Source organism: Elizabethkingia bruuniana (genome assembly GCF_002024805.1).
Classification (GTDB): domain Bacteria; phylum Bacteroidota; class Bacteroidia; order Flavobacteriales; family Weeksellaceae; genus Elizabethkingia; species Elizabethkingia bruuniana.
Window position 1 is genome coordinate 4,282,672 of sequence record NZ_CP014337.1, and the last position, 23,664, is coordinate 4,306,335.

Genomic DNA, 23,664 nt, shown 5'->3' on the forward strand with positions numbered 1-23,664 from the left:
AACGGTAAAATTGACATCACAAAGAGATAACCGAGCACTCCTTGAGTGCAGAGTAAAATAAAATTAGGAAAGAAATCGTTAAGGGCGTATGGCGGATGCCTAGGCTTTCAGAGGCGAAGAAGGACGTGGTAAGCTGCGAAAAGCTGCGGGGATTGGCACACACGAGTTGATCCGCAGATGTCCGAATGGGGCAACCCGGCATATTGAAGATATGTCATCTCGTCTTCGGACGAGAAGCAAACCCGGAGAACTGAAACATCTAAGTACCCGGAGGAAAAGAAATCGAAGAGATTCCGTAAGTAGTGGCGAGCGAAAGCGGATTAGCCCAAAAGTCTTTATATGTTTAATAGAACACACTGGAAAGTGTGGCCATAGAGGGTGATAGCCCCGTATATGAAAGGCATACATAGATGATAAATGAGTAGGGCGGGACACGTGAAATCCTGTCTGAATATGGGGGGACCATCCTCCAAGGCTAAATACTCCTGAAAGACCGATAGTGAACAAGTACTGTGAAGGAAAGGTGAAAAGCACTTCGAATAGAAGGGTGAAATAGAACCTGAAACCGTACGCCTACAAGCGGTCGGAGCAGCTATATGCTGTGACGGCGTGCCTTTTGCATAATGAGCCTACGAGTTAATCTTACTAGCGAGGTTAAGGACTTAAGGTCCGGAGCCGTAGCGAAAGCGAGTCTGAATAGGGCGCTTAGTTAGTGGGATTAGACGCGAAACCTTGTGATCTACCCATGGGCAGGTTGAAGCTTTGGTAACACAAAGTGGAGGACCGAACCGGTTGACGTTGAAAAGTCTTCGGATGACCTGTGGGTAGGGGTGAAAGGCCAATCAAACTGGGAGATAGCTCGTACTCCCCGAAATGCATTTAGGTGCAGCGTCGATATAGTTTATTAGAGGTAGAGCTACTGATTGGATGCGGGGGTTTCATCGCCTACCAATTCCTGACAAACTCCGAATGCTAATAAATGATTGTCGGCAGTGAGGGCATGGGTGCTAAGGTCCATGTCCGAGAGGGAAAGAACCCAGACCAACAGCTAAGGTCCCTAAATATATGCTAAGTTGAAAGAACGCGGTTGGACTGCATTGACAGCTAGGATGTTGGCTTGGAAGCAGCCATTCATTTAAAGAGTGCGTAACAGCTCACTAGTCGAGCGGTCCGGCATGGATAATAATCGGGCATAAGCATATTACCGAAGCTATGGCAGTATTTAATACTGGGTAGGGGAGCATTCTATTTGCGCCGAAGCAGTACTGTGAGGTATTGTGGAGCGGATAGAAAAGAAAATGTAGGCATAAGTAACGATAAAGGGGGCGAGAAACCCCCTCACCGAAAGACTAAGGTTTCCTCAGCCATGCTAATCAGCTGAGGGTTAGTCGGGGCCTAACGCGAAGCCGACAGGCGTAGTGGATGGACAACGGGTTAATATTCCCGTACCAGTATATTAATAAAAGTGACGGAGTTGGAAACTAGGTGCGTACTGACGGAATAGTACGTTGAAGTAACTGCGAGGTTACGATAGTACAGCAAATCTTCGGATGCGCTGATAATCCTGGGGACCCGCTTCCAAGAAAAGCGAAATATACTGCCCGTACCAAAACCGACACAGGTAGTCGAGGAGAGAATCCTAAGGTGCTCGAGTGAGTCGTGGCTAAGGAACTAGGCAAAATAGTCTCGTAACTTCGGAAGAAGAGACGCCTCCCTCCGGGGAGGCCGCAGTGAAGAGGCCCAGGCGACTGTTTATCAAAAACACAGGACTCTGCTAAATCGAAAGATGCTGTATAGGGTCTGACACCTGCCCGGTGCTGGAAGGTTAAGGAAGGTGCTTAGAGGTAACTCGAAGGCATTGACTGAAGCCCCAGTAAACGGCGGCCGTAACTATAACGGTCCTAAGGTAGCGAAATTCCTTGTCGGGTAAGTTCCGACCTGCACGAATGGTGTAACGATCTGGGCACTGTCTCAGCCACGAGCTCGGTGAAATTGTAGTATCGGTGAAGATGCCGATTACCCGCAATGGGACGAAAAGACCCTGTGAACCTTTACTATAACTTCGTATTGACTTCGAGTAAACAATGTGTAGGATAGGTGGGAGGCTGTGAAGCAGGCACGCTAGTGTTTGTGGAGCCAACGTTGAAATACCACCCTTTGTTTACTTGGAGCCTAACTTCTACGGAAGGACATTGCGTGGTGGGTAGTTTGACTGGGGTGGTCGCCTCCAAAAGAGTAACGGAGGCTTTCAAAGGTACCCTCAGCACGCTTGGTAACCGTGCGTAGAGTGTAATGGCATAAGGGTGCTTGACTGTGAGACCTACAAGTCGATCAGGTGCGAAAGCAGGACATAGTGATCCGGTGGTTCCGTATGGAAGGGCCATCGCTCATAGGATAAAAGGTACTCCGGGGATAACAGGCTAGTCTCCCCCAAGAGCTCACATCGACGGGGAGGTTCGGCACCTCGATGTCGGCTCGTCACATCCTGGGGCTGGAGAAGGTCCCAAGGGTTGGGCTGTTCGCCCATTAAAGTGGCACGCGAGCTGGGTTCAGAACGTCGTGAGACAGTTCGGTCTCTATCTATTGCGGGCGTTAGATGTTTGAGAGGGCTTGATTCTAGTACGAGAGGACCGAATTGAACAAACCTCTGGTGTATCAGTTGTACCGCCAGGTGCACCGCTGAGTAGCTATGTTTGGAAGAGATAAGCACTGAAAGCATATAAGTGCGAAACTCGCCTCAAGATGAGACATCTTTTAAGGGTCGTTGTAGATGACGACGTTGATAGGCTATAGGTGTAAAGGCAGTAATGTCATAGCCGAGTAGTACTAATTACCCGTAGATTTATAGCCTAATAAGGCTTAAAGCTAAAAGCAATAAGTAAGCTTTGCAAAAATACTTAAGGAGTGCGCTAAAGGTTATGCCTTTGTGATGTTGAAACTACCGAAAATGGTTTGTAGTTATTGGATAAGAGTTGTAGGTGTAAGACCGATAACCAGAAACCGATAACGAACAACCAAAAATATATAACAAACTTTAGGGTGGTTATAGCGGTGGGGCTCACCTGTTCCCATTCCGAACACAGAAGTTAAGCCCACCAGCGCCGATGGTACTGCTAACGCGGGAGAGTAGGTCGCCGCCAGTTTTTATTTTTGAAAAGCCTTTGCATATTCATGCAGAGGCTTTTTCGTTTTTAGGATATTACTATTCCTAACTTATCCCTAAACCAGCCCATACAACCAAGAGGTTATACTGGTTATGCAGGTTATAATAGTTATGGATGTGATAGAGTTATAATGGCTACAGAGGTTATAAGACTGGGGACAGAGTTATTAAAGCTCTTAAGCCTATAAACCTTACGAACTTATTGCTATTCATTCTTAACTTTTGACTACTTTTATAGTATGATTACACTAAGATATGCTACAGAAGAGGACTTGCCTATTCTTTTAGAATTTGAGCAAGGAGTAGTGATAGCAGAAAGACCATATAATCCTACTTTGATAGAAGGAAAAATTCATTATTATGACCTGAATTCATTAATAGCTTCAGAGAGTGCAGCTCTTATTGTTGCTGAAGATGAAGAGAATATTATAGCTTCAGGTTATGCACTCATCAAAAATGCTGAAAAGGATTATTACAACTTTTCCAGATATGCTTATTTAGGATTTATGTATGTGAAACCTGAGTACAGAGGAAAGGGTGTTAATAGGCTGATTGTTGATGAGTTAACAAACTGGTCACGAGACCAGGGAATTTCAGAAATCCGATTAGAGGTTTATGCTGATAATGAATCAGCAGTAAAAGCTTATGAAAAGGCAGGTTTTGAATCCCATATTCTATTAATGAGAAAGAAGATATAAATTGTTTTGAGCTTCTTGAAAATAAACTAATCCATATCTTTGCGGTATGGATTTCCCTTTTTCGCTTCGTAAGATTATTCATGTAGATATGGATGCATTTTATGCTTCCGTGGAACAGCATGATAACCCTGAATTAAAAGGAAAACCTATTGCTGTAGGCGGAATTCACCGTGGTGTAGTTGCTGCTGCAAGTTATGAAGCCCGTCAGTATGGTGTACGCTCTGCTATGCCCAGCAAAACAGCGCAACAGAAATGCCCCAACTTAATTTTTGTACGACCAAGATTTCCCAGATATAAGGAAATTTCCCAGCAAATCCGTGAGATATTTTATGAATATACAGATTTGGTGGAACCCTTGTCGCTGGATGAAGCATATCTGGATGTTACCGAAAATAAAAAAGGAATAGAGTCTGCTAATCAGATAGCTCTGGAAATTCGCAAAAAGATACTGGAAAGAACAGGATTAACGGCTTCTGCAGGAATCTCTGTTAATAAATTCTTGGCAAAAGTAGCTTCTGATATCAATAAACCTAATGGACAAAAAACGATTCATCCACAAAATGTCCTCAGCTTTTTAGAAGAGCTGCCTATAGAAAAATTTTATGGTATAGGTAAAGTTACTGCTAATAAAATGAATACCCTTAGTATTTATAAGGGAAAAGATCTTAAGAATAAAAGCCTTGAAGAGTTGGTTTTGCTTTTTGGAAAATCCGGAAAACACTATTACAATGTTGTACGAGGGATTCAATATTCAGAAGTGAAGCCTCACCGAATAGCAAAAAGTGTAGCTGTTGAAGAAACCTTTTGGGAAGATCTTCTGGACGAGGATACAGTCTTTCAAAAACTGGATGAGATTGCAGATGAATTATTTAGACGTCTTGAAAGATCAGGAATTAAAGGGAAGACGCTGACATTGAAAATAAAATACAAAGATTTTACATTATTTACCCGCAGTAAAACTGAAGGTCAGTATCTCGAGAATAAATTTTCATTATCTACACTTGCTAAACAACTTTGGCAGAGCCGGCCGTTTGATAAACCGATACGTCTTCTGGGATTATCCCTGTCCAACCTTAATACTGAAGAAAAGAAGCAGGTTTCTGTACAGCTTAAAATTCCTTTTCCGGAATTTTTATAATAGTGTTCAAATTTTAATTTTTTGTAATCATAAGGTAATCAGTTCTTTTTAATGTACTTTTATTATTCAAAAGGCACATATTATGAATGGAACGATGCTTCAGTATTTTCACTGGTATACGGACGGAGACTCTTTTCTGTGGAAAAATCTTAAAGAAACAACTGATTATTTAAAGCATATAGGGATAACAGCAGTATGGCTTCCTCCTGCATATAAATGTGCAAGTGGGCCCCATTCTGTAGGTTATGATCCATACGATTTATTCGATTTAGGAGAGTTTAATCAGAAAGGAAGTATAGCAACTAAATATGGAACTAAGGAGGATTATTTGGCCGCTATAAACAGCCTTAAAAGTAAAGGCATTCAGATCATTGCAGATATTGTACTGAACCATAAAGCTGGCGGTGACGAGCTGGAAGAATTTCAGGTTGTGGAAGTAAATACCGAAAACCGAAATGAGGTAACATCGGAACCTTTTAATATTAAGTCATACACGAAGTTTAATTTTCCTGAGAGAAATAAGCAGTATTCAGAATTTATCTGGGATTTCACCTGTTTTTCAGGTGTTGAATATGCTGAAGGAATTGATGGTATGCATGTATATCGGGTGATCAATGATTATGGAGATGGTTGGGATGAATTGCTGAGTGATGAAAAAGGTAACTATGATTATCTGATGAATAATGATATTAATTTCCGAAATCCAAATGTTGTAGGAGAGTTAGATTATTGGGGAAGATGGTATTATGAACAGATTGGTTACAACGGTGTGAGACTGGATGCTATAAAACATATTACACCGGCTTTTTTTAAAGACTGGCTGTATAAACTTCGTGAAGCCACAGAAGAGAATATATTTGCTGTAGGTGAATACTGGGCCCCAAACGATTTGCCTCTCCTTGAAAAATATATAGAAGTAACGGAGGGCTGTATGAATCTTTTTGATGCTCCATTGCAGCATCAATTTTACCTAGCTTCCAACCAAGGAGCAGATTATGACCTTAGTAAAATTTTTGATGGAACACTAGTTCAGAGCCAACCCGATAAAGCTGTTACTCTGGTAGATAATCACGATACCCAGCCGTTACAACAATTGGAAGCTCCTGTTGAACATTGGTTTAAGCCCATAGCTTATGCATTGATTTTATTACGGACAGAAGGGTATCCTTGTATATTCTATCCGGACTTATTTGGGGCACATTATGTGGATAAAGATAAAGAAGGTAACGACTGTGAAATTTTCCTTGAGAGTGTAGAAGAACTGGAAATTTTACTGAGGATTCGCCAGAATAATATCTATGGTGTACAACATGACTATTTTGATCATCCGGATTGTATAGGCTGGACCTTTGAGGGGAACGGGGACTTACCAGGCTGTGCTGTTGTTATCAGTAATAATGGTCCAGGAGATAAAATAATGGAAGTTGGTACAAAATATAGCGGAAAATTCTTTTATGATGCCCTGGGAATAGTAAATGATCATATTGAAATTGATAAAAATGGCTGCGGAAAATTTTCAGTATCGAAAAATGGTATTAGCGTATGGATTGTGTTGTAAAAAATGTTATGTACTAAATATATAGCGGGTTTGTGTCCACCTTTGTATCTCACTTTTTAGTATATTTTCTTCTAAAAAAAATAAATAATCTTCAAAAATTGTTAAAAATTAATCATATATATGTAATTATTATATGAAATAAATAAATACGGTTATATTTGCACCTGTATTTGGCTTTTATGAATAGGGAAATGCAAAAGGACTGGGGGATTTATCGACTAAAAGATGCTGATGACCTGGATGTTAGTATTCATCCATTGGCATACTCCATTCTGTATACTGCAACAGACCATTTAAACATCATTATTAAAGATAAAAGCATAAGCATAGATCCGGAAACTTTCTATTTCCTGCCTCCCAAAAGTTCTTTTTCCGTTATAGAAAAATATAAGAAAGCCGTGCTTATCTGGTTTAAACCAGAAGTCTTTATGGACCGGCTGAAGTTTCTGTATTATATTACGAATTGTTTCTTCTTTCAGAATCCTTTGGGTGTTGCTGCTAAAAACAGTTTTATACCTTATAAGTTTATTGTTAAAAACTATGCAAGACCACTTCAGACACCAGGAGCTAATCCTTTGATTAAAAGAAATTTGCTGGCTAATTTTATAGAATTTATTCTCATAAGAGCTCAGCTGGACTTTGACCCGGGCTTTGAAAGAGGTACTAAAAATGTCTATGATCAGGAAATAGCGAATAAGTTTAGTAAACTTCTTGATGAGCAGGTAACCTTCAATCTTGTAGTAAGCTACTATGCCGATAAACTTAATATTACAAAACGAAGATTAGACAAAGCAACCCAAATTATTTATGGTTGTTCCGCAAAGAGTCTTGTTACGGGAAGAGCCTTGGATAAGGCTAAAGCGATGTTAAGGTCGACTTCAATACCTGTTAAAAATATCAGCCTGGAATTAGGATTTTCACAAGAGTCAAATTTCAATAATTTCTTTAAACTTCATATCGGAATGACACCTATGCAATACAGAATAAATGCTAATGCAATTATTTTTGGGGAAAATACGGCCCTGAGCTAAGTGTTATATTTTCAGTACATACACTTTTATTAATGCCTCATAAAACTAGAAAATATACTATAACTGCCTCGTAAGTAGGGGTATAGGCAGTGTTAATAAAAATTAATTTTTGTCGTTTTACATAGTTTTTTTGTTGTTTTTCATAACTAATAGATAGGATTTCCACTCTAATTTTGCACCCGCTATCAAAGGTAGTATGAATGCATTTGCATAAAATGCATTTTTTTTAAAAAGAAGAAGATTTTATTAAAAGTATGAGAAAATTTTATTACCTGTTAGGTCTTACTTTCGGCCTTACATCAATTAACGTGGCTGCACAGAAAACTGGCGATGCAACGGTTAATGTTAGACTTTATCCAATCCAGACGATTGTGGTAAATGGTTCACAAAAAAATGTAAACCTTGACTACAGAACATCAGACGATTACAAGAAAGGTGTAGCTTTAGATGAAGCAGATCACCTTACGGTATACAGTACCGGTGCATTCGCTGTAAATGTACAGTCAAAAGATGCTCAGTTATCCAGTGTAAACACTAGCATCACAGAAAAAATTAATGCAGCGGATATTAAACTAACGCCGACTGCAGGTACAACGAATCCATTATCAGGTTCAAAACTTAGTACCGTAACATTATCTACAACCCCAACTGAATTAATTTCCAGTAACATTGGTGGTGTTGACAAGACCTTTAACGTAAAATACTCTGCTGCTGGTGCAGACAGTTACCTGAACAAGTATTTTAACGTGGAAAATCCTACGACTTATACGACTGTCGTAACCTACACTATTGTAGCTAAATAACATTATTTTTTTTATAACAATATTTAAGGCACTTAGGATATTAATCCTAGGTTGCCTTTTTACACGATATGAAAAGAATTCTGGCAAGTTTAAGCTTTTTGTTATTTTTCCTGACGGGTATTATTGCAAAAGGACAAGCAGGAATTACTGTGAGCCCTCCACGCAATTATTTTACCTCTAATGCAGGAGAGAGTAGTACGAAAAAAGTTTTGGTAACTAATCCGAGCAAAACAACCACACTGGAGTTAACAGTCTCTCTGAATGACTGGACATACGACGAGAAAGGGAATAATGTTATATCGGAACCCGGAACTTTAGAAAATTCGGCTGTAAATTGGGTAAGCATAAAACCACAGTCGTACTTTAGTCTGAATCCCGGAGAAACAAAAGAACTGGAAATTACCGTTACACCTCCGGCAGTACGGAAAGATGCATTAGCCGTTCATACCTGTCTTATGTATATTACCCAAACCAATCCCGTTGATGCTATTAACGAGAAAGGTGCCCTGGTAAAAGTAAGTGTAAGAACAGGAATAAAAATTTATCATCGTTATTCATCTCAGCGTGAACCTAATATGGATTTCACGGATTACAAATATGAGAAGGATAGTAAAAGTCTGGTTTTAGAAATTATAAACCAGGGAAATGTATGGACAGACGGTACAATTCATACAGAGATGATTAATCAGCAGAATGGCGCTAAATATAATCTGGAAGAGGAGATTATTTACACACTTCCTTCAGACAAACGTATTGTAACCATCCCATTGCCGAAGGGGTTGGAGAAAGGAAAGTATATTGTAACCTCTACATTTACTTATGGCGATGATAATGTTATTAAAATGGCCGAGTTAACCTTTATTAATGAATAGACTCTTTATCTATATATTTTTTCTGTTTCATTGCATACAGTTATCTGCCCAAAAATTGTGGATAACTCCGTATAATACTGGTTATGCGTCTGTAAGAAGCTATAACGGGGCTACAATTAGTAACCTTGTTCAGATTCAGGTCCATGCCAACAGCAGCCAGGGAATCCAGATGCAAACATGGTCTATGAGCTACAGAGTAGTAGGCGCTATTAGCAATGGTGGTCCTAAATATTTTCCTGTAGAACGGCTGAAGTTTCGCTTCAATAGTGTGGCAGGCAATGGCGTGAATGACCAGGGAAGTAGTCCTAATGCCGGGAACCTGGGGGTAAATACCAATCCAATTCCTTTTCAGTATACCAATTCGTATTTTGTCAATAACTCACCTTATAGCCTGCAGATTGTTAACAGGTATTTTATGATGACACTTGGATATGATGTTATGATAGACGGGGGAGCGTATCTGGAGGAATATTCTTCATGGAATAATTATACGGTAAATATTATTATAGAGATAAGGAATGGTAAAGGGGAGATTATAGATTCGGAGCCAGTGTCTTTTCAGATGCAGGTACATCCGGACGACTCACCTCCGAAGCCTGCAGAAGAATATGCTATTTTGCTGGATCCATCTGCTAAAAATGTCCTTTTGGAATTTAAAACTCCCGGCGATTATGCCAACGGAGTATCCAGAACATACAGCAGAGCATTGTCGGTAATCTCGACTACAGGTTATGCAGTACAGGTGAATAGTCTGAATAACGACCTTACCAGTACATCTAACCAGAATCTTCCGGTAAATGCTATAAATCTCAATGTGAAGGACAGCCAGTCGCAGACTGTAACAGGTAGTGTGAAATTATCCAGCAGTAAGCAGAATATTATTACAAGTATGATTCCTGCAAAGACAGAAAAGTATTTTGATCTCACCTATTCTACACAGGCGGGAGACATGAGATTTTTTAATCAAGCTCAGGAACAGTATTCGGGAACCCTTATTTTCAGTCTTATTCCACAGTAAAAATTTTGAACCTTTTCAAAAAATTTATATTAACCATATTTGTGGCGGGGATAACCATGTGTTATGCCCAGAAAAGTGCTGTCAGTATAGAAACGGATCAGAAACTTAGTGTTTTCAATGAAGACATGGTAAGTGTACTGCTTAAGATCAGTAATAACACAGAGATCGAAAGAAATCTTGATGTAGATATACAGACGGTAAAGGGACTGAGAGTTATTAACAATATCTCCTCTATACACCTAAAGGCTAATGAAAAAGCTTTTTTACCTGTAAAAATATTTGTAGAAAAAAATCAGCCTGCAGGAAAGGCAACTATAAAATATGCTATAACAGAGAGTAGTTTAACTTTAGCAACTGCTGAAACCAATCTGACGGTACAGTCTAAACGCGGATTGAAAATTGTAGCCAATGAGCCTCAGGTACTGATGTATAAGGTTGGAGATTCTATAAAGATTTCCACACAAGTTTACAACAGTGGAAACAGAGAAGAGAATGTAGAAGTAATTGCCAGTTTTCCACAAGCCGACGGGCGTGACCTTAGTATTAGTAAGAAAATAAAACTGGAGCCGTTTGTTAATAAAGAAGTCAGTTTCTCTAAAATTGTGGATAAAGATCTCCTGAAAATGGAGCTTTTTACCGTAAATGTAGCAGGACTAAATGCAGAAAAAGAATTCTTTGGCAATGCTATTATTATCGTACAAAACGCCTTAGGGAACAGAAAATACGTAGACCCTGCTTTTATCAATTTTTACAGACCGGCATATCAGGTCAATCATATCAGCCTTAGTAGCCGGAATGCTTTTCTTAATTATGATTCTTCCTATAATCTCGATCTGCATACCGAATTTTATGCCGGTGGTATAAAAGGTATTGTTAATGTAAATGGAACTTATTGGAGTAATAACAGCACAAAGCCTTTATTTACAAATACCTGGGTAAGATTGGAAGGAAAAGGTGTAGGTGTGCAATTGGGTAACCTGAATGCAAGTGATCTGGAAATAAACCTTGTAGGGCGTGGGGCTGAAGTTTCTGTTAATCCGTTTACCAATAAAAGATCTGTGATTCGTGTCGGAACTGTTGAAAAAAGCTATAACCTGATTGACCCATTGGATCTTAATAATTCTTCGAGAGGATATTCTACCTATGCAAAATCGTCCATTAGCCTCAATGAGAAAGAGTCTTTGGATAATTCGGTTATTCTGGATAATGACCCATACCAGCGAAGTTTTATCCTGATGAATGAGTACCATTACAATAATAACAAACAGACATATTATGATCTGAGATTGGGATATGGTTACACATCTACAAAAGGTGAAATGTCTCATACGGCATCTTCTGTAGCTGCGGGACTAAATCTGAATACATCATTTAATAAATATACTTTTAGTTCTAACAATTATTATAGTAGTAGTTACTATCCGGGAATTAGAAAAGGGAATACGGTTTTTGAGGAGCGTTTGTTTAGAAATTTTGATAAATTCAATATCTGGGTAGGGTATAGCCTGAATAATTATAATCCTAAAAGTATTGATCCACAATACCAATATAATACGGTTGCTAACCGCAGCAAGGTTGAAATGGGAACCAGCTTTACGATTGCCAGAAATACAAAACTTAGTATTATTCCGCAATGGAGCACAGAACGATCCAATGTGTTTGTTAACAGTAGCTTTCAGAGTGTAAATGTGGACTTTAATACCGCTTTTATCAATACGGCACTCAACTATACCAGTCCGGATTATAAAAGCAGCATTAACCTGGTTCTTTCGAATGGCTATTCCAGATATGTTGGATTTACCTCTAATAGTTTTATTTACAGGTTACAGGCTAACTGGTATTATAAAAATTTCATGCTGAGTGCCAATTACCAGAAAGGTAACTTTATGTTATATGAAGGTAATTATAACAATAGCCTTAGCGACAATACGGAGAGGATTTCTGCCATTGCCAATTATAAAATAAGCCTGCTTAACAAACGTCTCAATTTGTTATTTGGTTCCATTTTTAATTCCGATAAATTTATTGGAAAAAGCTTTTCTTTTAATACCAACCTCGATTACAGGGTTTTATCCGGAACTAAACTATTTGCCAGCTATAATCTGAATAAATACCTGAACGGAGTATACAGATCTGCTAATAATTATTATCAGGTAGGTATTATCCAGGATTTACCGAGTTTTGGCGAAGAAAAAACTAGTGGCAAAACTGGAAATATAGAATTGTTTTTCTATTATGATCTTAATAATAACGGACAGTATGATCCTTCTGTAGATCTGCCGGCACAGGATCTGAAAACTAAAATCAACAATACCCTGTTTATTACACCAAAGAACGGAAATATAAAGTACAAGAAAGTACCTTACGGAACCTACATGATAAAAGCAATGGAAGATAAATGGTATGCCGACGATATGAGGGTTACCGTGGACAGGAAAGATGTATTCCTTACAATTCCGCTGCAGAAAACAAGCATGGTAAAAGGAAAAGTACAGTATCAGGAAACTACTAAAACACAATTTGAAGTAGTAGAAGTCTTATCGGGACTTCCTGTAGTATTCCAGAATAATCAGTTTAAAAATTTTGTTTTCTACACCAATGAGAGAGGTGAATATTCAGCCTATTTGCCGGTAGGACATTATAAAGTATTTATAGATGGTAATGCGCTGCAGAAGAATGTATATGTAGAAGCCAATCAGACTGCAGATATTAATGAGGGAAATACATCGGAACTGAAACCTTTTATTCTAAAAGTTAAAGAAAGAAAGGTAGAAGTTAAGCGATTCGGAATTAAGTAATTATTAGTTCTTCTGAATATCCTGATTATTTAAATTTTATATTTTACTTTTTATGCACCCAGAGCCAGGCATCTCCGATCTCATCATCCTGCACAATTTCAGTAAATAAAAAGTCGTTATTCTGCAGAATTTTTGTAGAAGCATTATGCTCAGGTGCTGTCTTTGCAATAATCGTTATATGTGGGTCTGCTGTATAGGCGATAGAAATAAGTTCCTTACAGGCGAAAGAAGCAACGCCTTTTCCCTCGAACTCTTTGAATGTCCAATAAGCGAGCTCAACTCTTCCGTCCCTGGGTTGCCCGGTGAAGCCGCAAGAACCGACAATTTGTTTTTGACTGAATATAAAATAGCCAATCCATGGAAGCTGAAAACCAATTTTAGGATAAAAATCTTTATAGATGTTTAACAACTGTTGGCAGTCTTCCGAAACATATATTTCGGCGCTTTTGTCTTCTTGTAAACAAATAGGTTTCAGTTCCATTTTGTTTGGCACATTTTCAATGTTTTTACTACTAAGGATCAAGCAGAATATTTGTAATCGTTCGTTCTAAAAAGTATCCAGTCTACATTATTTGTTACTTTTTATTGAGTGTTTTTCCCAGTACTTTGATGTTCCCATCTATAGGAGCTGTAATTTTCAGGTTCAGAATCTCAGCGATAGCAGGATAGATATTTACATTTACAAAAGGTCTTATTTGCTGGTGTTGTTTAAATGCAGGACCCCATGCAAAGTAAGTTGCTTTCATTTCGGGTACTTTATACGGATTGTAACCGTGTTTTCCTACCGGAGGATTTTTACCCGGATCTACCATAGCTTTTGTTCCGTTAGGTACCAGTATAATATCACCGATTCTTCTGTTTTTATCATCAGATTTACTATAGTGCAGCCTTCCCGGAAAGTTCTTTGCCAGATATATTTTATAGCCTTCGTGTTTTTCTTTTCTTAACGCTTTATAAAGAGGTAAGATATCTGCTTCATCTTTTGCAGTAATCCTTACAAAAGTATTGCTGTTCACTACTACAAATTTATTTCTGTCGATAATGGATGGAACTGTAATGTAATCTTTAGGATCTACTTTTATCATTCCATGGTCGGAAACAAATATAAAGTTGATAGGAAGGTTAAGTGGTTTTAATCCATCTACCAGTTTCTGAACAGCACCATCTACATAATGTACAGCATCTTCAGTTTGTTTTGCATCGGGGCCGTAATGGTGGCCTTCATGATCTACTTCCGGGAAATATAGAGTAATGAAATGTGGTCTTTTCTCTTCAGGAAGCTGTAACCAGTTTTTGATAATTTTTACCTTATCATCATCCGAAAATTTCTCGTGATATGGATAGTAATAAGAAGGTCTTGTTCCTCCGGCATCGCTCTCGGAACCTACCCAGAATAAACTGGCTGCGACCATTCCTTGCTTTTCGGCCAATCCCCATAATGGTAATCCTCCATACCAGCTGCCATCTGTAACTGTTTTACTGCCTATTTTATACATTTCCTTTCTGTTAGGATCGTAGAAAATGTTATCCACAAGACCATGGTGAGAAGGATACAATCCTGTTACAATGCTGTAGTGGTTTGGGAAGGTAATAGAAGGGTAGGACGGATACATTCCGTTTTTTGCCCATATACCGTTTTCAGCCAGGTTTAATAAATTCTTAGTATTATACTTCTGCATATAATCGTATCTGAATCCGTCTGCAGAAATAAGAATTACATAAGGTTTTTGCAGGGTTTCAGGAGCGTTTGTTCTTCCGGATATTATAACCTGTGTTGTATCCACTGCAGGCTTTTGCGAGTAGCCAAAAACAGCTAACATTAAAGAGCCTATAACAAGAAACTTCTTCATTAACATAAAATTTTATCAAAGGTAAAACATATAAAAGCTTTGCCAAAGGCTTGGGGATTAAATTTTCATCAAATAAAAATCCCCGTCGAAATGACGGGGACCTATATATTAAAGTAGTTACTTTAATTAAGCTTGAGGAGTGTTTTGTCCTAATACGAAAGGCTCAACTTCTTTAATTTCTCCGAATTGTTGTTCGTAAGAAGCGATGTTTTGCTGAAGCGCATTAAGAACTCTCTTAGCGTGTAATGGAGCTAAGATAACTCTTGATCTAACTTTAGCTTGCTGTACACCTGGCATTAGTTGGATGAAATCCAAGATAAATTCAGATGGAGAGTGATTAACTAAAGCAAGATTTGCGTAAACACCAGCTGCTACCATTTCATTCAGTTCAATGTTGATGTTTCCGTCTTGTGGATTTTGGTTGTTGTCCATTTTTGTTAATTATTTTTGTTTAAAATTTAAAATTTGAGATTGTGAAAGTATAAAAATAAATTCAAATCTCAAATTTCAAATTATTAATTTTAATTTATATCCTCAAATTCCTTTGTAGAACCTACAATGATATTCTGATATTGCTTAAGACCTGTACCTGCAGGGATTCTGTGACCTACAATTACATTCTCTTTAAGACCATTCAGATCATCTACTTTACCAGACACTGCTGCCTCGTTAAGTACTTTTGTAGTTTCCTGGAAGGAAGCTGCAGACATGAAAGATTTAGTTTGAAGAGCTGCTCTTGTAATACCTTGTAATACAGGCTGTGCTGTAGCTGGTAAAGCTTCTCTTACTTCAACTAATTCCTGATCTTCACGCTTCAACTTAGAGTTCTCGTCTCTTAGTTCTCTTGCAGTGATCATCTGACCAGATTTGAATTCTTTAGAATCTCCTGGGTTAATAACTACTTTAAGACCAAATACTCTTTCGTTTTCTTCGATGAAGTCATTCTTGTGCTCAAGGCTGCCTTCAAGGAATTGAGTATCACCACCATCAACGATTTCTACTTTAGTCATCATCTGACGAACGATGATCTCGAAGTGCTTATCATCAATTTTTACCCCCTGTAGACGGTAAACTTCCTGAATCTCATTTACTAAGTATTCCTGTACCGCAGTTGGTCCTTTAATGCTTAGGATGTCATCCGGAGTAACGGATCCATCAGAAAGTGGAGAACCTGCACGTACGAAGTCATTTTCCTGAACAAGGATCTGGTTAGATAATTTTACAAGATATTTCTTGATCTCACCAGTTTTAGCTTCAACAACAAGTTCACGGTTACCTCTCTTGATTTTACCGTAAGATACTACACCGTCGATTTCAGTAACAACCGCTGGGTTAGATGGGTTACGAGCTTCGAATAATTCGGTAACTCTTGGAAGACCCCCGGTGATATCCCCTGCCTTAGCAGATTTTCTTGGGATTTTGATTAAGACTTTACCAGCCTTAATTTTCTCACCATCGTTAACCATCAAGTGGGCACCTACCGGAAGGTTGTAAGATTTCTGCTCAACACCTTTAGCATCTACCACTCTAAGAGTAGGTACTGCTTTTTTGTTTCTGGAATCAGAGATTACTTTTTCCTCGAAACCGGTTTGTTCATCAATTTCCAATTGGAAAGAAACCCCTTGAATAATATCTTCGTATTCAACCTTACCTGATGTTTCAGCAATGATTACCGCGTTATACGGATCCCACTTACAGATAAGATCTCCTTTACTTACTTTGTCACCAGGTTTTACAGCAAGCTCAGCACCATAAGGTACGTTCGCCGTCATAATTACTGTTCTGGTTTCGTTATCCATTACCAAACGGAATTCAGTAGAACGGGAAACAACGATATCTGTTGTGTTACCATCTTCACCCTCACTCTTAATGGTTCTTACTTCGTCCATTTCTACGATACCATCACGTTTTGCAACAATAGATGGGTTTTCAGAAATGTTACCCGCAGTACCCCCTTGGTGGAAGGTTCTCAATGTTAACTGTGTACCAGGTTCACCAATGGATTGTGCAGCGATAACACCTACAGCTTCACCCATGTGGATCATCTTACCTGTTGCCAGGTTTCTACCATAACACTTCGCACAAATACCTCTCTTAGTTTCACAAGTTAACGGAGAACGAGCTTCTACAGTTTCGATACCTGCAACTTCAATTTTCTTCGCTAATTTCTCATCAATAAGTTGATCTGCTTCTACCAATAATTCATCGGTTTCAGGATCGTAGATATTGTGAAGAGAAACTCTACCTAATACTCTTTCAGAGATTTTCTCAACGATTTCGTCATTTTTCTTCAATGGCGTAATCTCCACACCTCTTAATGTACCACAGTCGTCAACAGTAACGATAACGTCCTGAGCAACGTCTACCAAACGACGAGTTAGATAACCCGCATCGGCAGTCTTAAGAGCGGTATCCGCAAGACCCTTACGTGCACCGTGGGTAGAGATAAAGTACTCCAAGATGGAAAGACCTTCCTTAAAGTTAGCTACAATCGGGTTTTCGATAATCTCCGCCCCAACTGAACCAGCTTTTTGTGGTTTTGCCATTAGACCTCTCATACCGGATAACTGACGAATCTGTTCCTTAGAACCCCTCGCCCCAGAGTCAAGCATCATAAATACTGAGTTGAAACCACCTTGGTCAGATTTCATTCTGTCCATAATCATTTCAGTAAGCTTCGCATTGGTATTTGTCCAAACGTCGATTACCTGGTTGTAACGTTCAGTATCGGTGATAAGACCCATGTTATAGTTAGCCTTAATCTCATCTACATTTTCAACAGCACTAGCAATCATGGTTTTCTTTTCAGCTGGAACCACGATATCTCCAAGGCTAAATGAAAGACCTCCTTTGAATGCATTGGTGTAACCAAGATCTTTCATATCATCAAGGAACTTCACAGTAGTAGGGAAATCAGTTTCATCCAAAATTCTACCGATAACGTTTCTTAATGACTTCTTAGTCAATAACTCATCAATATAACCTACTTGTTTTGGTACAATCTGGTTGAACAGGATTCTACCAACAGTTGTAGGAGTCAGTCTTGTTACTAATTCACCGTTTTCTTTAACTGGTAAACGGCATTTTACTTTAGCGTTCAACGATACTTGTCCTTCTGAATAAGCAATCTCTACCTCTTCAGGTGAATAGAATGCCAGGCCTTCTCCTTTTACTTTGTTTGTATCTGTTGAATGCGCTTCTTTGGTCATGAAGTATAGACCCAATACCATGTCCTGAGAAGGTACCGTAATTGGAGAACCATTCGCAGGGTTTAGGATGTTTTGGGAACCTAACATCAATAACTGAGCTTCCAGGATAGCTTCAGGACCTAGTGGTAAGTGTACTGCCATCTGGTCACCATCGAAGTCGGCGTTGAATGCCGTTGTTACTAGTGGGTGAAGTTGGATAGCCTTACCTTCGATCATCTTAGGCTGGAATGCCTGGATACCTAAACGGTGAAGGGTAGGTGCCCTGTTCAGAAGAACCGGGTGTCCTTTCATTACGTTTTCTAAGATATCATAAACAACAGGTTCTTTTCTGTCGATGATTCTCTTAGCAGATTTTACAGTTTTTACAATACCTCTTTCAATTAGTTTTCTAATGATAAATGGTTTGTAAAGCTCAGCTGCCATATCTTTTGGAAGACCACACTCGTGTAGTTGCAAGCTTGGACCTACAACAATTACCGAACGAGCAGAGTAGTCAACCCTTTTACCTAATAAGTTCTGACGGAAACGACCTTGTTTACCTTTCAATGAATCAGAAAGAGATTTCAATGGTCTGTTAGATTCAGACTTAACAGCAGAAGATTTTCTGGTGTTATCGAATAATGAATCTACTGCTTCCTGAAGCATACGCTTCTCGTTTCTTAAGATTACTTCCGGAGCTTTGATCTCTAAAAGTCTCTTCAGACGGTTATTTCTGATGATAACTCTTCTGTAAAGGTCATTTAAGTCGGAAGTAGCGAAACGTCCACCATCCAATGGTACTAGTGGTCTTAATTCTGGTGGTATAACCGGAAGAACACGCATTACCATCCACTCAGGACGGTTGATCATTCTTGTATTAGCACCTCTCAATGCTTCTACAACAGAAAGTCTCTTTAATGCTTCAGTTCTTCTTTGTTTTGAAGATTCGTTGTGTGCTCTGTGTCTTAGGTCATAAGAAAGCGCATCAAGATCGATTCTTCTCAACATTTCCTCGATAGCCTCAGCACCCATCTTCGCAACGAATTTGTTAGGGTCTGAATCATCCAGGTATTGGTTTTCTTGTGGAAGCGTATCTAAAGTATCAAGATATTCTTCTTCAGTTAAGAATTCCATTTCGTCGAAATCGGAACCATCAGCTTTTCTAGCGATACCTTGTTGGATTACTACATATCTTTCGTAGTAGATAATCATATCCAATTTCTTGGAAGGTAAACCTAGTAAGTAACCAATTTTGTTAGGTAAAGAACGGAAATACCAGATGTGTGCAACAGGAACAACCAAGCTGATGTGCCCGATACGCTCACGTCTTACTTTTTTCTCAGTTACTTCAACCCCACAACGGTCGCAAACGATACCCTTGTAACGGATTCTTTTATATTTACCACAAGCACATTCGTAATCCTTTACAGGACCGAATATTTTTTCGCAGAACAAACCATCTCTTTCAGGTTTGTGTGTACGATAGTTAATCGTTTCTGGTTTTAGAACCTCTCCTCTTGATTCCTGAAGAATAGACTCTGGAGAAGCTAAACCAATCGTGATTTTACTAAATCTACTTGTTTTATTTTTTGACATTGTTTTTTTTGATTTAAAGATTAAAAGATTGAAAGATTCAAAAATTAGTTTTGAAATAGCTTTCGCTCTCAAATTTGGAGTTACTTAATTTTTTAAATAATTAAATCTTTTAATTTACTCCTCCAATCTTACATCTAGTCCTAGACCTTGTAACTCGTGAAGTAATACGTTGAAAGATTCAGGGATACCTGGTTCAGGCATCGCTTCTCCTTTCGCGATAGCTTCATAAGTTTTTGCTCTACCGATTACGTCGTCAGACTTCACAGTTAAGATTTCTCTCAAGATGTTAGATGCACCAAATGCTTCTAGTGCCCAAACCTCCATCTCTCCGAAACGCTGACCACCGAACTGAGCTTTACCTCCTAACGGCTGCTGCGTAATCAATGAGTATGGTCCAATTGAACGTGCGTGCATTTTATCATCAACCATGTGTCCTAGTTTCAACATGTAGATTACCCCAACTGTCGCAGGCTGTGTAAATCTCTCACCTGTACCACCGTCATATAAGTAGGTGTTTCCGTAAGCCGGAAGTTCTGCTTTTTCAGTGTACTCAGTGATCTGATCTAACTCAGCACCATCGAAGATTGGTGTAGCAAACTTCAATCCTAGTTTCTTACCAGCCCATCCTAATACGGTCTCATAAATCTGACCGATGTTCATACGGGAAGGTACCCCTAGTGGGTTAAGAACGATGTCTACAGCTGTACCATCTTCAAGGAACGGCATGTCTTCTTCACGAACGATTCTGGAAACAATACCCTTGTTACCGTGACGTCCTGCCATTTTATCCCCTACATTCAGTTTACGTTTCTTAGCGATGTAAACTTTTGCTAACTTCATGATACCTGCTGGTAATTCGTCACCAATAGAAATTGCAAATTTCTCACGGTTCTTAACACCCTGAAGGTCGTTGTACTTAATCTTGTAGTTGTGGATTAACTGTTTGATTAATTCATTTTTATCTGCATCAACCGTCCAGTCAGATCCGCTTACGTTTACGTAATCTTCAACACTAGAAAGTAACTTTTGAGTAAACTTCACACCTTTACCGATAAGTTCTTCATCAAGGTCATTTTTCACACCCTGAGAAGTTTTACCGCTAACAAGAATGTTAAGTTTTTCAAGAAGTGTATTTCTCAGATCATCGAATTTCTCTTTGTATCTGTTTTCAACTTCTTCAAGCTTAAGCTTCTCTTCAGTTCTTTTCTTTTTGTCTTTAATATTTCTGGAGAATAGCTTCTTGTTGATAACTACACCTCTTAATGAAGAGTCAGCTTTCAATGAAGCATCTTTTACATCACCAGCTTTGTCACCAAAGATTGCACGTAAAAGTTTTTCCTCCGGAGTTGGATCAGATTCACCTTTTGGTGTGATTTTCCCGATAAGGATATCACCAGGCTTCACCTCAGCACCGATACGGATCATACCGTTCTCATCAAGATCTTTAGTAGCTTCTTCAGATACGTTTGGAATATCAGCTGTTAGTTCTTCCATACCTAATTTGGTATCACGAACTTCTAGTGAATATTCATCTACGTGGATAGAAGTAAACCAGTCTTCACGAACAACTTTCTCGTTGATTACAATCGCATCCTCGAAGTTGTACCCTTTCCAAGGCATGAAGGCTACTACTAAGTTTCTACCTAGTGCTAGTTCTCCTTTTTCAGTTGCATAACCTTCGCAAAGTACTTGTCCTTTTGCTACAGTGTCACCTACTCTTACGATAGGCTTCAATGTAATAGTTGTACTCTGGTTGGTTTTTCTGAACTTAGTTAATTTATAAGACTTAGTCGCAGATTCGAAGTTTACTAAATCTTCATCCTCGCTTCTTTCGTACTTAATTGTAATTTTATCAGCATCTACATATTCTACAACACCAGTTCCTTCAGCATTAATCAAAATTCTGGAGTCAGTAGCTACTTGTTTTTCCAAACCTGTACCTACAATTGGAGCTTGTGGTCTTAATAATGGAACAGCCTGACGCATCATGTTAGATCCCATCAACGCACGGTTCGCATCATCATGCTCCAAGAACGGAATTAATGATGCAGAAATACCAGAAATCTGGTTTGGTGCAACGTCGATAAGGTCTACCTGACCCGGCTCTACTACAGGGTAGTCACCATCCAGACGAGCAATAATTCTGTCTGTTTCGAAGTCTCCACTGTCGCTTAGTTCTACGTTCGCCTGAGCAATTACTTTAGCTTCTTCATCCTCTGCATTTAGGTAGATTGGGTCAGCATTTAAGTCTACTTTACCGTTTTCTACTTTTCTATATGGAGTTTCGATGAAACCAAGGTTATTGATCTTAGCATAGATACCTAGAGAAGAAATCAAACCAATGTTTGGTCCTTCCGGAGTTTCGATAGGACAAATTCTACCATAGTGAGTATGGTGAACATCTCGAACCTCGAAACCTGCTCTTTCTCTTGATAAACCACCAGGCCCTAGTGCAGATAATCTTCTCTTGTGAGTGATCTCTGATAATGGGTTGGTTTGGTCCATGAACTGAGAAAGCTGGTTGGTACCAAAGAATGAATTAATTACTGATGTTAATGTTTTAGCATTAACAAGGTCTATCGGTGTAAAGATTTCGTTATCTCTAACGTTCATTCTTTCCTTAATTGTTCTTGCAATTCTGGAAAGACCTACACCAAATTGTCCTGATAGCTGTTCTCCAACAGTTTTAATTCTTCTGTTAGAAAGGTGGTCGATATCATCAACCTCAGCTTTAGAGTTTACCAATTCGATAAGGTGTCTAACAATAGCGATAATATCTTCTTTTGTTAAAACTTCAGTATCGATTGGGATATTTAACCCTAATTTTTTGTTCAGACGGTAACGGCCTACTTCACCAAGAGAATAACGCTGCTCAGAGAAGAATAATTTCTCGATAATTCCTCTTGCAGTTTCCTCATCTGGTGGATCTGCGTTACGTAACTGTCTGTAGATATATTCTACCGCTTCTTTTTCGGAGTTGGTAGGGTCTTTTTGTAAAGTGTTCTGGATAATAGAGAATTCGTTTCCATTTTCTTTGTGGATAAGAATTGTTTTTACACCAGATTCAAGGATAAGATCCAAGTGCTCTTTTTCAAGAACAGTCTCTCTGTCCAAGATGATTTCGTTTCTTTCGATAGAAACTACTTCACCTGTATCCTCATCTACGAAGTCTTCGAACCATGTGTTCAAAACTCTCGCAGCTAATGTTCTTCCTTCTACTTTTTTAAGTGCAGCTTTAGAAACTTTTACTTCCTCAGCAAGGTCGAAAATCTGAAGGATATCCTTGTCAGACTCATAACCGATAGCTCTTAAAAGTGTAGTTAAAGGTAATTTTTTCTTACGATCGATGTAAGCGTACATTACGCTGTTGATATCCGTTGTAAATTCCATCCAAGAACCTTTGAAAGGAATAATTCTGGAATAGTACAACTTGGTACCGTTTGCGTGGTAAGTTTGTCCGAAGAAAACCCCCGGTGAACGGTGTAACTGAGTTACGATAACACGCTCTGCTCCGTTGATGATAAATGAACCACTTGGAGTCATGTATGGTACCGGACCTAAATATACGTCTTGTACTACTGTTTGGAAATCTTCGTGTTCCGGGTCAGTACAATACAATTTAAGTCTTGCTTTTAATGGTACACTGTAGGTTAGACCTCTTTCCACACACTCATCGATAGAATAACGAGGTGCATCTACTAAATAGTCAAGGAATTCTAATACAAACTGGTTTCTTGAGTCTGTAATAGGAAAGTTTTCCTGGAAAGTTTTGTAAAGAGTTTCATCCAATCTAGCTTCCGGCAGTGTATCAAGCTGGAAAAACTCCTTGAAAGACTGGATCTGAATGTCCAGAAAATCAGGAGTTATAACTTTCCCTTTGGAAGAGGAGAAGTTAATTCTTTGGTTTTCCCGAGTTTTTGGCGTCTGTGTCTTGCTCATAAAACGTTTTAG

General features: G+C 38.8%; 13 protein-coding genes and 2 rRNA genes. 10 read left to right on the top strand and 5 right to left on the bottom strand.

The annotated features are described in order from the left end of the window. Positions 1 to 68 precede the first annotated feature (68 nt). The 10 genes from AYC65_RS19955 (at position 69) to AYC65_RS20000 (ending at position 13,079) form a co-directional block, all read left to right on the top strand. A 23S ribosomal RNA gene (locus AYC65_RS19955) occupies positions 69 to 2,850 on the top strand. Positions 2,851 to 3,035: 185 nt separating this feature from the next. Next, positions 3,036 to 3,143 (top strand): 5S ribosomal RNA (rrf, locus tag AYC65_RS19960). Between the two features lie 259 nt (positions 3,144 to 3,402). Continuing rightward, positions 3,403 to 3,861, top strand: a complete 459-nt coding sequence (locus AYC65_RS19965) for a GNAT family N-acetyltransferase (RefSeq protein WP_034870619.1) — start codon at positions 3,403 to 3,405, stop codon at positions 3,859 to 3,861. Positions 3,862 to 3,907: 46 nt separating this feature from the next. Further along, the gene (dinB, locus tag AYC65_RS19970) at positions 3,908 to 4,999 is read left to right on the top strand and encodes a DNA polymerase IV (protein ID WP_034870620.1); all 1,092 of its coding nucleotides are present in this window, start codon (positions 3,908 to 3,910) and stop codon (positions 4,997 to 4,999) included. Positions 5,000 to 5,081: 82 nt separating this feature from the next. After that, positions 5,082 to 6,557, top strand: a complete 1,476-nt coding sequence (locus tag AYC65_RS19975; RefSeq protein WP_034870621.1) for an alpha-amylase — start codon at positions 5,082 to 5,084, stop codon at positions 6,555 to 6,557. 179 nt (positions 6,558 to 6,736) lie between these two features. After that, entirely contained in the window at positions 6,737 to 7,588 is an 852-nt protein-coding gene (locus AYC65_RS19980; RefSeq protein ID WP_223200208.1) for a helix-turn-helix domain-containing protein, read from the top strand. 254 nt (positions 7,589 to 7,842) lie between these two features. Then, positions 7,843 to 8,391: a hypothetical protein gene (locus tag AYC65_RS19985; protein ID WP_009091284.1), complete on the top strand. Its 549-nt coding sequence runs from the start codon at positions 7,843 to 7,845 to the stop codon at positions 8,389 to 8,391. A gap of 68 nt (positions 8,392 to 8,459) precedes the next feature. Further along, positions 8,460 to 9,263, top strand: a complete 804-nt coding sequence (locus tag AYC65_RS19990; protein ID WP_034870622.1) for a fimbrial biogenesis chaperone — start codon at positions 8,460 to 8,462, stop codon at positions 9,261 to 9,263. Next, positions 9,256 to 10,281, top strand: a complete 1,026-nt coding sequence (locus AYC65_RS19995; protein WP_034870623.1) for a hypothetical protein — start codon at positions 9,256 to 9,258, stop codon at positions 10,279 to 10,281. The genes AYC65_RS19990 and AYC65_RS19995 overlap by 8 nt, the downstream gene beginning before the upstream one ends. A gap of 41 nt (positions 10,282 to 10,322) precedes the next feature. Beyond that, positions 10,323 to 13,079 carry a COG1470 family protein gene (locus AYC65_RS20000; RefSeq protein ID WP_034870747.1) on the top strand — a complete coding sequence of 919 codons (2,757 nt, stop codon included), beginning with the start codon at positions 10,323 to 10,325 and terminating at the stop codon, positions 13,077 to 13,079. Between the two features lie 43 nt (positions 13,080 to 13,122). Here AYC65_RS20000 and AYC65_RS20005 read toward each other — a convergent pair whose 3' ends face one another. The 5 genes from AYC65_RS20005 to rpoB form a co-directional block, all read right to left on the bottom strand. Further along, positions 13,123 to 13,572, bottom strand: coding sequence for a GNAT family N-acetyltransferase (locus AYC65_RS20005; RefSeq protein ID WP_131828199.1), 450 nt, complete (start codon positions 13,570 to 13,572; stop codon positions 13,123 to 13,125). 82 nt (positions 13,573 to 13,654) lie between these two features. After that, positions 13,655 to 14,929: an alkaline phosphatase family protein gene (locus tag AYC65_RS20010; protein WP_034870624.1), complete on the bottom strand. Its 1,275-nt coding sequence runs from the start codon at positions 14,927 to 14,929 to the stop codon at positions 13,655 to 13,657. 126 nt (positions 14,930 to 15,055) lie between these two features. Further along, positions 15,056 to 15,361, bottom strand: coding sequence for a DUF3467 domain-containing protein (locus AYC65_RS20015; RefSeq protein ID WP_009091273.1), 306 nt, complete (start codon positions 15,359 to 15,361; stop codon positions 15,056 to 15,058). 89 nt (positions 15,362 to 15,450) lie between these two features. Next, entirely contained in the window at positions 15,451 to 19,713 is a 4,263-nt protein-coding gene (gene rpoC / locus AYC65_RS20020; RefSeq protein ID WP_034870749.1) for a DNA-directed RNA polymerase subunit beta', read from the bottom strand. A 114-nt stretch (positions 19,714 to 19,827) separates the two neighbouring features. Beyond that, positions 19,828 to 23,652: a DNA-directed RNA polymerase subunit beta gene (rpoB, locus tag AYC65_RS20025; protein ID WP_034870625.1), complete on the bottom strand. Its 3,825-nt coding sequence runs from the start codon at positions 23,650 to 23,652 to the stop codon at positions 19,828 to 19,830. Positions 23,653 to 23,664: the final 12 nt, after the last annotated feature.

Bases quoted from the DNA above. Each gene is read 5' to 3' on its own strand.
- AYC65_RS20015 (WP_009091273.1), bottom strand. From the start codon at position 15,361: ATGGACAACAACCAAAATCCACAAGACGGAAACATCAACATTGAACTG.
- AYC65_RS19985 (WP_009091284.1), top strand. From the start codon at position 7,843: ATGAGAAAATTTTATTACCTGTTAGGTCTTACTTTCGGCCTTACATCA.
- AYC65_RS19990 (WP_034870622.1), top strand. From the start codon at position 8,460: ATGAAAAGAATTCTGGCAAGTTTAAGCTTTTTGTTATTTTTCCTGACG.
- AYC65_RS19995 (WP_034870623.1), top strand. From the start codon at position 9,256: ATGAATAGACTCTTTATCTATATATTTTTTCTGTTTCATTGCATACAG.
- AYC65_RS19975 (WP_034870621.1), top strand. From the start codon at position 5,082: ATGAATGGAACGATGCTTCAGTATTTTCACTGGTATACGGACGGAGAC.
- dinB (WP_034870620.1), top strand. From the start codon at position 3,908: ATGGATTTCCCTTTTTCGCTTCGTAAGATTATTCATGTAGATATGGAT.
- AYC65_RS19980 (WP_223200208.1), top strand. From the start codon at position 6,737: ATGAATAGGGAAATGCAAAAGGACTGGGGGATTTATCGACTAAAAGAT.
- AYC65_RS20010 (WP_034870624.1), bottom strand. From the start codon at position 14,929: ATGAAGAAGTTTCTTGTTATAGGCTCTTTAATGTTAGCTGTTTTTGGC.
- rpoB (WP_034870625.1), bottom strand. From the start codon at position 23,652: ATGAGCAAGACACAGACGCCAAAAACTCGGGAAAACCAAAGAATTAAC.
- AYC65_RS19965 (WP_034870619.1), top strand. From the start codon at position 3,403: ATGATTACACTAAGATATGCTACAGAAGAGGACTTGCCTATTCTTTTA.
- rpoC (WP_034870749.1), bottom strand. From the start codon at position 19,713: ATGTCAAAAAATAAAACAAGTAGATTTAGTAAAATCACGATTGGTTTA.